The 11,763-nt window shown below is 62.2% G+C and carries 15 protein-coding genes; 8 read left to right on the plus strand and 7 right to left on the minus strand.

Going from position 1 to position 11,763, the window contains the following annotated elements; all coding sequences use genetic code 11:
* Positions 1-31 precede the first annotated feature (31 nt).
* Together PCO31110_RS16460 and PCO31110_RS16465 are read right to left on the minus strand one after the other, a co-directional pair.
* A complete protein-coding gene (locus tag PCO31110_RS16460) occupies positions 32-943 on the minus strand; it encodes an alpha/beta fold hydrolase (RefSeq protein WP_150690895.1) in 912 nt (303 codons plus the stop codon).
* Positions 944-1,109: 166 nt separating this feature from the next.
* Complete coding sequence (locus tag PCO31110_RS16465; protein ID WP_246189865.1) at positions 1,110-1,466, minus strand: c-type cytochrome; 357 nt, start codon at positions 1,464-1,466, stop codon at positions 1,110-1,112.
* A 277-nt stretch (positions 1,467-1,743) separates the two neighbouring features.
* On the opposite strand from PCO31110_RS16465, the gene PCO31110_RS16470 reads away from it, so the two are divergent.
* The gene (locus PCO31110_RS16470; RefSeq protein ID WP_036664284.1) at positions 1,744-1,953 is read left to right on the plus strand and encodes a hypothetical protein; all 210 of its coding nucleotides are present in this window, start codon (positions 1,744-1,746) and stop codon (positions 1,951-1,953) included.
* A 28-nt stretch (positions 1,954-1,981) separates the two neighbouring features.
* Here PCO31110_RS16470 and PCO31110_RS16475 read toward each other — a convergent pair whose 3' ends face one another.
* Genes PCO31110_RS16475 through PCO31110_RS16490 form a run of 4 tightly spaced genes read right to left on the minus strand, consistent with a single transcriptional unit; the run spans position 1,982 to position 4,973 of the window.
* The gene (locus PCO31110_RS16475; RefSeq protein ID WP_010808241.1) at positions 1,982-2,779 is read right to left on the minus strand and encodes a transporter substrate-binding domain-containing protein; all 798 of its coding nucleotides are present in this window, start codon (positions 2,777-2,779) and stop codon (positions 1,982-1,984) included.
* A gap of 43 nt (positions 2,780-2,822) precedes the next feature.
* Positions 2,823-3,551 (minus strand): amino acid ABC transporter ATP-binding protein, encoded by a 729-nt coding sequence (locus PCO31110_RS16480; protein ID WP_010808242.1) that lies wholly within the window; start codon positions 3,549-3,551, stop codon positions 2,823-2,825.
* A complete protein-coding gene (locus tag PCO31110_RS16485) occupies positions 3,535-4,188 on the minus strand; it encodes an amino acid ABC transporter permease (protein WP_010808243.1) in 654 nt (217 codons plus the stop codon). The genes PCO31110_RS16480 and PCO31110_RS16485 overlap by 17 nt, the downstream gene beginning before the upstream one ends.
* On the minus strand, positions 4,185-4,973 hold the full coding sequence (locus PCO31110_RS16490; protein WP_150690897.1) for an amino acid ABC transporter permease: 789 nt from the start codon (positions 4,971-4,973) through the stop codon (positions 4,185-4,187). The genes PCO31110_RS16485 and PCO31110_RS16490 overlap by 4 nt, the downstream gene beginning before the upstream one ends.
* Before the next feature lie 402 nt (positions 4,974-5,375).
* Here PCO31110_RS16490 and PCO31110_RS25715 point away from each other — a divergent pair, with 402 nt between their 5' ends.
* The 7 genes from PCO31110_RS25715 (at position 5,376) to ubiA (ending at position 10,754) form a co-directional block, all read left to right on the plus strand.
* Positions 5,376-5,516, plus strand: coding sequence for a hypothetical protein (locus PCO31110_RS25715; protein ID WP_174979600.1), 141 nt, complete (start codon positions 5,376-5,378; stop codon positions 5,514-5,516).
* On the plus strand, positions 5,516-5,977 hold the full coding sequence (locus tag PCO31110_RS16495; protein WP_010808245.1) for an Lrp/AsnC family transcriptional regulator: 462 nt from the start codon (positions 5,516-5,518) through the stop codon (positions 5,975-5,977). Before PCO31110_RS25715 ends, PCO31110_RS16495 begins: the two co-directional genes overlap by 1 nt.
* A 346-nt stretch (positions 5,978-6,323) precedes the next feature.
* Positions 6,324-6,947, plus strand: coding sequence for an iron transporter (locus tag PCO31110_RS16500; RefSeq protein WP_010808246.1), 624 nt, complete (start codon positions 6,324-6,326; stop codon positions 6,945-6,947).
* Between the two features lie 63 nt (positions 6,948-7,010).
* Positions 7,011-7,367: a cupredoxin domain-containing protein gene (locus tag PCO31110_RS16505; protein ID WP_370855835.1), complete on the plus strand. Its 357-nt coding sequence runs from the start codon at positions 7,011-7,013 to the stop codon at positions 7,365-7,367.
* Positions 7,368-7,426: 59 nt separating this feature from the next.
* Positions 7,427-8,263 (plus strand): FTR1 family iron permease, encoded by an 837-nt coding sequence (locus PCO31110_RS16510; protein ID WP_010808248.1) that lies wholly within the window; start codon positions 7,427-7,429, stop codon positions 8,261-8,263.
* A gap of 145 nt (positions 8,264-8,408) precedes the next feature.
* Positions 8,409-9,803, plus strand: coding sequence for a 4Fe-4S binding protein (locus PCO31110_RS16515; protein ID WP_010808249.1), 1,395 nt, complete (start codon positions 8,409-8,411; stop codon positions 9,801-9,803).
* 84 nt (positions 9,804-9,887) lie between these two features.
* On the plus strand, positions 9,888-10,754 hold the full coding sequence (ubiA, locus tag PCO31110_RS16520) for a 4-hydroxybenzoate octaprenyltransferase (RefSeq protein WP_150690898.1): 867 nt from the start codon (positions 9,888-9,890) through the stop codon (positions 10,752-10,754).
* A gap of 123 nt (positions 10,755-10,877) precedes the next feature.
* Here the strand turns inward: ubiA and proC are convergent, their stop codons facing one another.
* Positions 10,878-11,690, minus strand: coding sequence for a pyrroline-5-carboxylate reductase (gene proC, locus PCO31110_RS16525; protein WP_010808251.1), 813 nt, complete (start codon positions 11,688-11,690; stop codon positions 10,878-10,880).
* Positions 11,691-11,763: the final 73 nt, after the last annotated feature.

Here is an 11,763-nt window from a genome sequence, read left to right on the forward strand (position 1 = left end):
CCCGCCGGTTAAGCGGGCATCGGTTTTCGAATCACTGAAGAAATGTAGTGATGGCTGTCATCGTCGCTTGCGGTTGTTCTTCCATCAACCAGTGGCCGGCATTCGGAATCACAACGCCTTGCACGTTGCTGGCCGCCGCACGCGCGACCGTCTCCATCATGGTGCCGAACGACTTTTCTTCGCCGATCGCGAGTACCGGCATTGGCAACGGCCCTTGGGTCAGAAATGCCCGGTTGTCGATCGCATCCTGATCGAAGGCGTGAAACTGTTCGAAGCCGGAATGCATCGCGCCAGGCAGCGCATAGAACTTTGCGTAATGCCGGCGCGAAGCTTCATTGAAATTCTTGGGGTCCGCCGAAAACTCGTTCCAGAAGCGATCGAGGTAAATGCGCTCGCGGCCCTTGACCAGCCGCTCCATATCCGGCCCGCCGAAACGGAAGTGCCAGAGTAGCGGGCTCTTCAAGATTTCTTCCCACGGGCCGACGCCGGGAATCGGTGCATCCATGAGTACGAGTTTTGTCACGCGCTCAGGCTGCTCGGCCGCGAAAGCGTAGGCGACCATGTTGCCGATGTCATGGGCCACCACGTCGACTTTGCCAATCCGGAGGGTATCCAGAACGCCGGCAATATCGCGTGCTTCGTTCTTTTTGTCGTAGCCTGTGGCCGGATGGTCGGAGAGTCCCATGCCGCGAAGATCGGGGACGATCACGGTGTGATTTGCAGCGAGTTTCGCGGCGAGTGGCGCCCACATGTCGCCGGTCTCGCCATAGCCGTGCAGCAATACGACGGCAGGCCCGTGGCCGCCGACGCGCACATATATTTTCGCGCCGTTGGTGGTCAGGGTCTGGTGCTTGAAATCGGCCGGAAACGCGAATACGTCGGCCGCCGCAGGAAAAGCGTGAAGAGAGACAAGCAACAACAGAAACGAGACGAGCTTCCGCATTTCTGACCCCCTGGGGTTGATCAAAACGATCTGCCTGTGGCGCGGATATTCTCACATCTTTCCGGATTACGGCGCTAAATCCGCATACGGACGGCCTGAATTGAAGGCACTCGCCTTCCGGCAGCTCGCACGTCAACGTCCCCGCGCATTACCGCCCCGTCTCATCTCACTTGAACGTGTGCAGGTAAGCGATCAGATCCGCGACCTTGCGTTCGTTGCCAATGCCCCAGAAGCGCATCTTTGTACCAGGCACGGTCTTGCCCGGATTGGCGATGAAGGCGGCGAGCGTCTTGTCGTCCCACACGATGCCCGACTGCTTCATCTCCTTCGAGTAATCGAAGTCCGGCAGACTGCCCGCGCGCCGGTTGGCAATGCCGTTGAGTTGAGGGCCGAAGCCCGACGCCGCCATCGGCCCGACCGAATGACACGATGCGCAGCGTGAGGTGAACAGCGCCTTGCCGGCGTCGATATCCGGTGCGGCGAAGGCCGATGCGGCAAACGTGGCTAGGGCAAACGTCAACACGCCGATTCGCAGGCGCGCAGCGGGGGCAAGACGCTGGGCCGGCAAGCAAAGAGGGGTAGAGCGGGTAGTCATTGGCGGGTGGAATGTCGGGGGATCGGTGGTAACGGCAAACCGCTAAGTTACCGCTTTCCGCCGGGCACGGCCAGTGGTTCCCGCCCCGCGTCGTACAACATCGTGTCGTGAGCGCAGAGGTTGAGCACTTCGAGCGCGCCTGATGCCGAACCGGGGGCAGCATGCGTTCGCACCGTCATGACGGCAGTTCGCGATGCCTTTGGTCATGACGGGGGTATCCGCCTACGGTGCGGCCAGTACCTTCACGACGCACGCGCTGGCGTTGATCGCTTGGGCGAGTGCGGTGGCGATTGCCGTTGTGCTGCGCTCGGCGTTGGGATGGTGGGGGCGCGTGAGCTGGCTGCCGGTGACGCGTCGCTGGCGCCGTGAGTTGACTGCTGTGAGTCTGCAAAGGCCGTCAGCGCTTGTCTGCTAACGGCCGTTCGCGTGCGGTGATGGTGGTATTACGCCGCGCCCTTCGTCACGCTGTCCGGCAAATCGCGGCCGTGATACTTCTTGTAGATCGCGTTGAGCTTGCCGTTCTTCAGGTTGGTCTTCACCCAGTTGTTGATCCAGTCCTTGAGCGCGGGCTGATTCTTGTTCAGCGCGATACCAAGATCGAATTCCTTCTGCGCGAATTTCAGTTCGAGGTTCTTGTCCGGTGCGCGCTTGATCATCTCGCCGAGGTTCGACGGCGTGCTCGAGAAGATATCGACCTGCCCCGTCACCATCGACGTGATGAGCGTGGCGTCGTCTTCATAGCGAACGATCTGTGCGCCCTTGGCGTTCTGCGTGGTGAGCGTATCGTTGACGGTCGCGCGCGTGAGGCCGATGCGTTTGCCGTTGAGGTCGTCATAGCCCTTGATGTTCACACTCTTGGGCCCGCCCACGATGATCGAAATGACGGCGTACGGAATCGAGAAGTCGATCACCTGCGCACGTTCCGGCGTAATCGAGAGATCGGCCACCACGATATCGGCACGGTTCGCTTGCAGCGTCGGCACGCGTGCGGCGTTCGTCACAGACACGATATCGAGCTTCACGCCCAGATCCTGCGCCAGCAGCTTGGCAGTGTCGACGTCCGAGCCCGCCGGTTGCAGATTGGCGTCGGCGAACGAGTACAGCGGTGTGCCCATGGCGATCGCAACGCGAATCTTGCCCGCCTTCTTGATGTCGTCGAGCTGATCTGCGAAAGCGGTGTGCGCCATTGCACCGAGCAGGACGGCGGCGCAGGCCCGAGTGAGGAACGTCTTGAGTTTCATGCAGTGGTCTCCTTGGAGTGATGTTGTTGTCGTGACTGCGTGCTTACAGCCCGTTGGCGAGGAATGCGCGCAGTTCGGGCGTTTGCGGGTTGTCGATCATTTCGCCCGGACCGACTTCCCATACCTTGCCCTGATGCATGTAGATGATCTGATCGGCCACGCGCTTGGCGAACGCCATCTCGTGCGTGACGAGCAGCATCGTCATGCCGTCGGCCGCGAGGTCTTCCATGACGCGCAGCACTTCGCCCGTGAGTTGCGGATCGAGTGCCGACGTCACTTCATCGAATAGCATGACTTTTGGCGACATCGCGAGCGAGCGGGCAATGGCCACACGTTGTTGCTGGCCGCCCGAGAGTTGCTCGGGATAACTGTCGGCCTTATCGGAAAGGCCCACTTGTGCGAGCACACGCTTGGCCACTTCCTCCGCTTCGCCGCGCGCCAGACGCTTCACGTGCCGTAGCGCAAGCATGATGTTCTCGCGCACGCTCAGGTGCGGAAACAAGTTGTAGCTCTGGAAGACGATGCCCACTTCGCGGCGCAGTTGATGCAGGTCGATCTGCGGATCTTCCACACGAATGCCGCACACTTCGATGGAGCCTTCGTCGATGGTTTCCAGGCGGTCGATACAACGCAGTGCCGTACTCTTGCCCGAGCCGCTCGCGCCGATGATGGCGACCATCTTGCCGCGCTCCACTTCGAACGACACGCCCTTGAGCACCGGGTTGTCGCCGAAGCGCTTGTGAATCTGGTTGACCTTAACGATTGCCGACATTGAGCCTGTCCTCCAGTGAAGCGCTCCAGCGCGAGAGTGGGTAGCACAGCACGAAATAAAAAACCCCCACCAGCGAGAACACGAGGAAGGGCTGGAAAATCGAGTTGTTGATGATCTGGCCGGCACGCGTGAGTTCCACGAAGCCGATGACCGACGCCAGCGACGTCATCTTGATGATCTGCACGAGAAAGCCGATGGTCGGCGGCAGCGACAGGCGCACGGCCTGCGGAATGATGACCAGACGCAGCGTCTGCCAGCGCGAGAGCGACAAGCACTCGGCAGCCTCCCACTGTGCACGCGGCATCGCTTCGACGCAGCCACGCCAGATGTCGCCCAGATAGGCGCTGGTGTAGACCATCAGCGCAAGCGCGGCGGCCACGATGGCGGGCAGCTCGAAGCCGTACACCGACAACCCGAAGTAGACGATGAACAGCAGGATCAGCAGCGGAATTCCCTGAATCGCTTCGATGAACACCTGCGCGGGCAGTCGCAACCAGCGGCGCGGCGAGATGCGCGCGAGCATCACGAGGAAGCCGCCTGCGCTGCCCAGCACGAACGCGATCAGGGAGAGCACCAGCGTCCAGCCGATGGACTGCACCAGATACCCGAAATAGGTCCACGAAAAGTTGCCGATCATGAGGCGCTCCGTTGTGCCGTATTGCTGCCCGCAGAGCCTGTCGCGTTCGGATTGGCTGCGCGCGAGGCGGCAGCGCGGCGGCGCGAGGCCTGAGCCGCCTGCGCTGCGGCGCGTCGCACGGTACGGCGGCGCTTGAAGAAGTACTCGCTGGCGGCCCACGCCACCAGCTTCACCAGCAGCGACAGACCAAGGTAGAGCGCGGCCACGACGATGTACGTCTCGAGCGAGCGGAACGTGTCCGACTGCACAGTGTTGGCCACCGCGGTCAGTTCTTCGGCGGAAATCTGCGAGGCCATGGCGGAGGCCTGCATCATCAGAATGAACTGGGTGGTCAGCGCCGGGTACACCTTCTCGATGGACGGTTGCAGCATGACGTGCCACGCAATGCGCCACTTCGACAGCCCCAGACACTCGGCGGCTTCGATCTGACCGCGCGGCACCGATTCGAGCCCGGCGCGAATGATCTCCGCCGCGTAAGCACCGATGTTGATCACCATCGCGATGACGGCGGCTGCAAACGTCGGCATATGTATGCCGAGACTCGCGAGGCCGAAGTAGAGCAGGAATATCTGAACGAGGAATGGCGTGTTGCGTACCGACTCGATGTAGATGTTGCAAAGGCGAACGAGCCATCGATGGCGGCTGCGCTTGGCAAAGGCGACCAGCGTGCCGGCAGCGGTGCCGATCACGACAGCGAGTACGGTCATCTTGAGCGTGAGCCACGCGCCTTCGAGGAAAACTGGCCAGTATGGAACCAGCGGGGCGAAATTCAACGAGAAATGCATGACAAACGCCTGTCTCCGGTGACGTTCGGGGCCGACGCGCCACGCCGCTTGCGTTGCGGTTATGACGTCCGCAGTAGCCGTGGTGGGTCTTTCTTGTACGTCGTCATATAAGTGATGTGATTTTGCGCATCGCCAATCGGCGTTGTCAATAGCCTGCCGTTGGGGAGATACCCTTGGCTATGGCCTTGATTGGACAAGGGTTAAAGGGCGTTTGCGCCGTGGGGCGGGGCACTTCGGATTGCGTGAGGCGACCTCAACGACAGGTTGATGGCAGCGGGTTTCGCAGGCTTGTCATCGTATCTCTCGTTGTGAGAGGCGACGGACCGCCTGACACGACGGCATGGTTTTATAATCGCGCTTTGCCGGTCTTTTGCCTCGCCCGGCATCTCTCGACGGAAAAACATGCAACAGATCAACGACTGCGGCGAGCGCGCGGCGGCGCACGCTCCGGACATGCGATATCGGGACGAGGAAATCGGGCGCGAGCCTGTCCGGCGCGGCGTGACGTTCCATGGTGGCGGCGACTTAAAGGGCGAAGTCTGATGACGTTGTCTACGACGGCACTCGACGAACTCGACCGTAGCCTGCTCGCGCTGTTGCGCGTGAATGCGCGCGAGAGTACGGCCAATCTGGCGCGTCGCCTCGGTGTGGCGCGCACCACCGTGGTGGCTCGCATCGGCCGGCTCGAGCAGGCCGGGGTCATCGCTGGCTATACCGTGCGGCTGGGGCAGGATGCCGCAGGCGGCGGGTTGCAGGCCTGCGTGGGCATTAGCGTGCAGCCGCGCTCCGGGCGCGACGTGATGCGGCGTCTGAACAAGATGCCCGAGGTTCACTTGCTGTGTACCGTCAGCGGGGAGTTCGACTATGTGGCCTGGCTGCACGCCGCATCACCGGATCAACTCGACGGACTGCTCGACACCATTGGTGAGATCGACGGCGTGACCCGCACTACGACGTCGGTCGTGCTGGCCCGGAAAATCGATCGAGGCGGTGTGCTGCCCTGAACGTTGCCGGGCAGTGCACCGCGTTGCTTTGACCTGATTCGTTAGCTGGACCAGGACTTGGCCGCTGAGGTGCCGCGCGGTGGCGTGCGCCGATAATGGCGGGTGACAAGGCTGGTATGCGCCCGCAGGCTCGAAATTTTCAGCAAATCGTGCAATTCTGCCGCCGGTAATTTTCCGTAAACGGCCACTAAGAATCGCTGAGCGATCCCGCCGGTACTGGCGCACCCCTCGAATTTCCCGTTTCTCCCCGTGTTGCCTTGACTTCGCGCGTTTGTCTGACGGTGGCGAAGGTGCTAAACTTATTGAGAATTGTTTGCATTAACTTATTCATCCATCTGGAGTGCGTATGCGCGTGAAATCCCTCGTGGCAGCGGTGTTGCTTGCCGGTGCGGCCACCCTGGCTCAGGCTGCCGAGTTTCCCATTGGCAAACCGCTGAATGTGGCGGGCATGGAAATCAATACGGTGTATCTCCAGCCGGTCACGATGGAGCCGGCTGGCATGATGCGCGATGCCGCCAAGTCGGACATCCACCTCGAGGCAGACATTCACGCGATCGCCAAGAACCCGAACGGTTACGCCGAAGGCGACTGGGTTCCCGGTCTGGAAATCACGTACAAGCTGCAAAAGATGAAGAGCGACGGCAAGACCGCCGATGGCGCTGCCATTGAAGGTTTGATGATGCCGATGGTCGCGAGCGATGGTCCGCACTATGGCGATAACGTCAAGCTGGCGGGCGTTGGCAAGTACAAGCTGACGATGGTCGTGAACGCGCCGGGCACGCTGCAGGAATTCGGTTGCAAGATGGGCGGCACGGCGGCCGCAGGCGCGCACGCCGGGCATGGCGGCATGGGCCCGTGGTGCTTCGGCCGTCACGTCGACAAGGAAACGGGCGTGGGTCCGTGGTTCAAGCCGATTACCAAGGAAGTCGATTTCACTTTCTCGGGTATTGGCAAGAAGGGTGGCTACTAAGCCTGCATAACCCTGATTCAGCGTTGGCCTGGGGCCAGCGCTGTTTTCGTTTGGAGCACAAGGATGAATCAGCGCATCGCGCGCCTGCTGGCCACGATGGCGGCCTTGGTGGCGACTTTGTTGGCATTGGGCGGCGCATCGCTCGCTCATGCCGACGACTTGCCCACCTTCAAGCTGGAAATGAACAACGGCAAGCTCAACCCGGCGCGCATCGAAGTGCCGGCCGGCAAACGCATCAAGATCGAGGTGCACAACACCGGAACGAATGCCGTCGAGTTTGAAAGTCTGCAACTGCGCAAGGAAAAGGTGCTGGCACCGGGCGCGCAGTCGTTTGTGGTGATCTCGCCGCTGCAGCCGGGCGAGTACAAGTTTTTCGACGATTTCCATCAGCAGGCGCAAGGCGTGATCGTCGCCAAGTAGGCCACGCGGAAGTCGTTTCAGTCACACGGTAAGACACGCATCACGAGAGGAATCACCCGATGGGTCAGGTCATGTTCATCGTCTGGCGCGAAAGCGTCGAGGCATTGCTGGTTGTCGGCATTCTCCATGCCTGGCTGGCGAACCCGGAGCACGGTGCCAAGCGCGGCCTGCCCTATCTTTGGACCGGCGTCGCACTTGGCATCGCAGCAGCCGTGGCGCTGGGCGCCGCACTCGTCGGCTTCACCGAAGTGCTTTCGGGCGACGCGCAGGATTACTTCCAGACCGCCATGGTGTTGATCGCCTGCGTGCTGATCGTGCAGATGGTCTTCTGGATGAAGCGTCACGGGCGAACGCTCAAGCGCGACATGGAATCGTCGCTGCAGAAAAACCAGGATCAGGGCACATGGTGGGGCGTGCTCGTGCTGGTAGCGCTGGCCATTGCTCGCGAAGGCAGCGAGACGGCCATCTTTCTGTATGGCATCGGCTTCGGCCAGCAAGGCAGCGTGCCGCTGTCGATGTGGCTCGCGGTGCTGATCGGCTTCGTGCTGGCGCTGTTCACGTTCTGGCTGTTGCAGTTGGGCGGAAAGATCTTCTCGTGGCGCCTGTTCTTCCGCGTCACCGAAATCATGCTGCTGTTCCTGGCGGCGGGGCTGCTCGAGTCGGGGCTTGATCGTCTGATCTCGCTCGAGCTTGTACCGACGCTGGTCGACCAACTGTGGGATACTTCCGCGATTCTTGACGATGCCAGCCCGTTCGGCAGCCTCGTCGCCACCCTGACGGGGTATCGCGCGCATCCGGCCGGCATGAATCTGTTGGTGTACGCAGTGTATTGGATGTTCACGTGGGCGCTGCTCAAACGGGCAGGCGCTCCGCCCAAGCAGGTCAAGCCCGCGTGAGCGGGTCACGCGCACCGGCGGGGAATGCGTCCCGGCCGGTGCGCCACAACGGTCTGAACGGAAGCGTCCGGGCAGGGTCCGCAAGATCCGCCGAATCGATAAGCGCCGTTAGCCGGTAGGTCATTCCCCGACGTACGAGTTGAGCATGAGCATCGCCATACCTGTCCCGAACCGACTGGCCAGACTGGGCCTTTGGATGCAACGCCACGGCAAGCTGATACGTGGCGTGCAGTGGGGCGTCGTGCTGGTTTATGCGTTCCTCATCTGCGTGCCGGTCATGATGCCGTTGCCTGACGAAACGGCGCACATCCTCGATAACCTCACCGTCTTCGCGCAGTTCACGTTCTGGGGCATCTGGTGGCCGTTCGTGCTCATCAGCATGGTGCTCATGGGACGTGTCTGGTGCGGAGTGCTGTGTCCGGAAGGCACGCTCTCGGAATTTGCGAGCCGCCATGGGCGCGGGCGCGCCATTCCCCGCTGGATGCGCTGGGGCGGCTGGCCGTTCGTGGCCTTCGCCGGCACGACCCTCTACGGTCAGATGGTCAGCGTCTACCAATATCCGAAGGCCGTGCTGCTGGTGCTCGGCGGTTCGACCGTCGGCGCGATGGTGATCGGCTATTTCTACGGGCGCGACAAGCGCGTGTGGTGCAAGTATCTGTGCCCGGTCAACGGCGTGTTCTCGCTGCTGGCGCGTCTGGCGCCGTTCCACTTCAAGGTCAACGAAGACGCCTGGCGCCGGTCGTATCACACTAACGGCCACAAGATCATCCCGATCAACTGCGCGCCGCTCGTGCCGCTGCGCAACATGAAGGGTGGGGCGCAGTGCCATATGTGCGGGCGTTGCGCCGGGCATCGCGACGCCATCGAACTCACGAGCCGCTCGCCGAGCGAAGAGATCGTGAAGTTCGGTGCGACCGAGAACAATAGTGTGTGGGACAGCGTGCTCGTCATGTACGGTTTGCTCGGCGTGGCCATCGGCGCGTTCCACTGGACGGTGAATCCGTGGTTCGTCGCCACCAAGACCGTGCTGGCCACGTGGCTCATCGATCACAACATCATGTGGCCGTTCGAGACGAACGCCCCGTGGTTCGTGTTCACCAATTACCCCGATCAGAGCGACGTCTTCACGTGGCTCGACGGCGGCATGGTCGTCACTTACATCCTGGGCAACGGCCTGCTGCTGGGCCTGGCCTTCACGATCATCTTCGCGCTGGCCAACCGGGCGATGGGACCGTGGCAGACGTCGCGATTCAATCATCTGGTGCAGTCGCTCATTCCGATCGCCGGGGCCGGGGTGTTCATCGGTCTGTCGGCCACGACGATCAGCCTGCTGCGCGCCGAACATCTGCCGGTGTACTGGGCAAACGACGTGCGCGCGGCCATTCTCGCCGCGACCACGCTGTGGAGTCTGTGGCTGGGCTGGCGCGTGACCGGCCGTCACGCACGCTCGTTCGGACGCCGTCTGGCCGGCATGGCGGGTGTCGTGGCGGCGCTGGCGCTAGTCAACTGGCTCTGGCTGCTGATGTTCTGGATCTGGTGACGCGGCGGGTGAGTAGCGCGTCCCGATGGCGAGCATTCGGCCCGTAGCCTACAATGTCGCCACAAGTCTTTCTGTGTGACGCCCATGTTGCTCGCTCAACGCCTTCCGCTTTATTTCCGCCTCGTTCGCCTCGATAAGCCGATCGGCACCGTGCTGCTGCTGTGGCCGACGCTCGCGGCGCTGTGGATTGCATCGAACGGGCATCCCGACCCGCTGCTGCTCGCGATCTTCACGCTCGGCACGTTCCTGATGCGCTCGGCGGGTTGCGCCATCAACGATTACGCCGACCGCGACTTCGACAAGTTCGTCAAACGCACGAAAGAGCGTCCGATCACGTCGGGACGCATTCGCGCATGGGAAGCGCTCGCCGTGGCCGCGACGCTCGCACTCGTGAGCTTCCTGCTGATTCTGCCGCTCAACGCGCTGACCAAGGGGTTGTCGATTCCCGCGCTGTTCGTCGCGGGCACCTATCCGTTCACCAAGCGCTTTCTGGCGATTCCGCAGGCCTATCTCGGCGTGGCGTTCGGTTTCGGCATTCCGATGGCTTTCGCTGCCGTGCAGGATCAGGTGCCGGCCGTCGCATGGGTGCTGCTGCTCTCGAATGTGTTCTGGTCGGTGGCGTACGACACCGAATATGCGATGGTCGATCGCGACGACGACCTGAAGATCGGCATCAAGACGTCGGCGATCACGTTCGGACGCTTCGACGTGCTGGCGATCATGCTCTGTTACGCCGGCGCACTCGGCATTCAGGCGGGCGTCGGCGTGTATCTGGGCTTCGGCTGGCCGTTCTGGCTGGGCATGGCCGTGGCGGTGAGCTTCGCCATTTACCACTACTTCCTGATTCGCGGACGCGAGCGCATGCCGTGCTTTGCGGCGTTCCGTCACAACAACTGGCTCGGTGCCGCCGTCTTCGCGGGCATCGCCGGACATTATCTGCTGACGGCATAAGCGCGGGCGCAGCGTTCGCTGCATCCACTGCGTGCGTCGCGCTCACGCATCGTCAGGCAGACATGCCAAACAAAACGGCCCGCATGCGGGCCGTTTGTCTTTGCTGCGTCTGACGAGCGCGTGTCAGGCGTCGCCCAACTCGTCGCCGAGTTCCTTGGCACGGGTGTTCGCCGCCTGCACGCCGCGCACGATGGCAGCCTTGATGGCGTCGCGCTCGAACGAGCTAAGCGCGGCAAATGTCGTACCGCCCTTGGACGTCACGCGCTCACGCAGCACGCTCACCGGCTCGCTCGACTGCGCGGCCAGTTGCGATGCCCCGGTGAACGTGGCGATGGCCAACTGGCGTCCCTGCTCGGGCGTGAAGCCCAGTTCCTGAGCTGCCTGCTCCAGCGCTTCGATGAAATAGAACACGTATGCCGGGCCGCTGCCCGAGATGGCCGTCACGCCGTCGAGCTGACTTTCCTTTTGGACCCAGACGATTTGCCCTGCGGCGCCCAGCACATTCTCTGCACGCTTGCGCTGGTCGGAATCGACGCCCGAGAGTGCGGCCAGACCGGTGATGCCCATGCCGATCAGCGCGGGCGTGTTCGGCATGCAGCGCACGATCTGGTTATGGCCGCCGAGCCAGCGGGCCAGATCGGATGCGCGAATGCCCGCTGCGATGCTGATGACCAGTTGGCCGTTCAGGTGCGGTTGGAGGGCTTGCGCGACGTCCTTGAGCACTTGCGGTTTGACGGCCAGCACGAGTGTGTCGTAATCGCGCAGGCGGTCGTTGGGGGCGCTGGCGGTCTCGACGCCATACTGTTTGGCGAGGCCTTCACGGGTCGATTCGTTGACGTCGATCGCGAGAATGTCGCGCGGGGCAGTGCCGCGCTTGACGAGTCCGCCGATCAGGGCATTGGCCATATTGCCGCCGCCGATGAATGCAATTCTCATAACCATCCTTTGCGTTGCGTATGTCATTACCTCTTACTGCGGTGAGCCGTCACGAGGCGCTCGCCGCCGGGGC

The organism is Pandoraea communis, assembly GCF_902459745.1.
GTDB classification, from domain to species: domain Bacteria; phylum Pseudomonadota; class Gammaproteobacteria; order Burkholderiales; family Burkholderiaceae; genus Pandoraea; species Pandoraea communis.

What these genes read in the sequence shown, in the direction of transcription:
- PCO31110_RS16460 (WP_150690895.1), bottom strand. Translation starts at nt 943, where the DNA reads ATGCGGAAGCTCGTCTCGTTTCTGTTGTTGCTTGTCTCTCTTCACGCT.
- PCO31110_RS16470 (WP_036664284.1), top strand. Translation starts at nt 1,744, where the DNA reads ATGACGGGGGTATCCGCCTACGGTGCGGCCAGTACCTTCACGACGCAC.
- PCO31110_RS16475 (WP_010808241.1), bottom strand. Translation starts at nt 2,779, where the DNA reads ATGAAACTCAAGACGTTCCTCACTCGGGCCTGCGCCGCCGTCCTGCTC.
- PCO31110_RS16480 (WP_010808242.1), bottom strand. Translation starts at nt 3,551, where the DNA reads ATGTCGGCAATCGTTAAGGTCAACCAGATTCACAAGCGCTTCGGCGAC.
- PCO31110_RS16485 (WP_010808243.1), bottom strand. Translation starts at nt 4,188, where the DNA reads ATGATCGGCAACTTTTCGTGGACCTATTTCGGGTATCTGGTGCAGTCC.
- PCO31110_RS16490 (WP_150690897.1), bottom strand. Translation starts at nt 4,973, where the DNA reads ATGCATTTCTCGTTGAATTTCGCCCCGCTGGTTCCATACTGGCCAGTT.
- PCO31110_RS25715 (WP_174979600.1), top strand. Translation starts at nt 5,376, where the DNA reads ATGCAACAGATCAACGACTGCGGCGAGCGCGCGGCGGCGCACGCTCCG.
- PCO31110_RS16495 (WP_010808245.1), top strand. Translation starts at nt 5,516, where the DNA reads ATGACGTTGTCTACGACGGCACTCGACGAACTCGACCGTAGCCTGCTC.
- PCO31110_RS16500 (WP_010808246.1), top strand. Translation starts at nt 6,324, where the DNA reads ATGCGCGTGAAATCCCTCGTGGCAGCGGTGTTGCTTGCCGGTGCGGCC.
- PCO31110_RS16505 (WP_370855835.1), top strand. Translation starts at nt 7,011, where the DNA reads ATGAATCAGCGCATCGCGCGCCTGCTGGCCACGATGGCGGCCTTGGTG.
- PCO31110_RS16510 (WP_010808248.1), top strand. Translation starts at nt 7,427, where the DNA reads ATGGGTCAGGTCATGTTCATCGTCTGGCGCGAAAGCGTCGAGGCATTG.
- PCO31110_RS16515 (WP_010808249.1), top strand. Translation starts at nt 8,409, where the DNA reads ATGAGCATCGCCATACCTGTCCCGAACCGACTGGCCAGACTGGGCCTT.
- ubiA (WP_150690898.1), top strand. Translation starts at nt 9,888, where the DNA reads ATGTTGCTCGCTCAACGCCTTCCGCTTTATTTCCGCCTCGTTCGCCTC.
- proC (WP_010808251.1), bottom strand. Translation starts at nt 11,690, where the DNA reads ATGAGAATTGCATTCATCGGCGGCGGCAATATGGCCAATGCCCTGATC.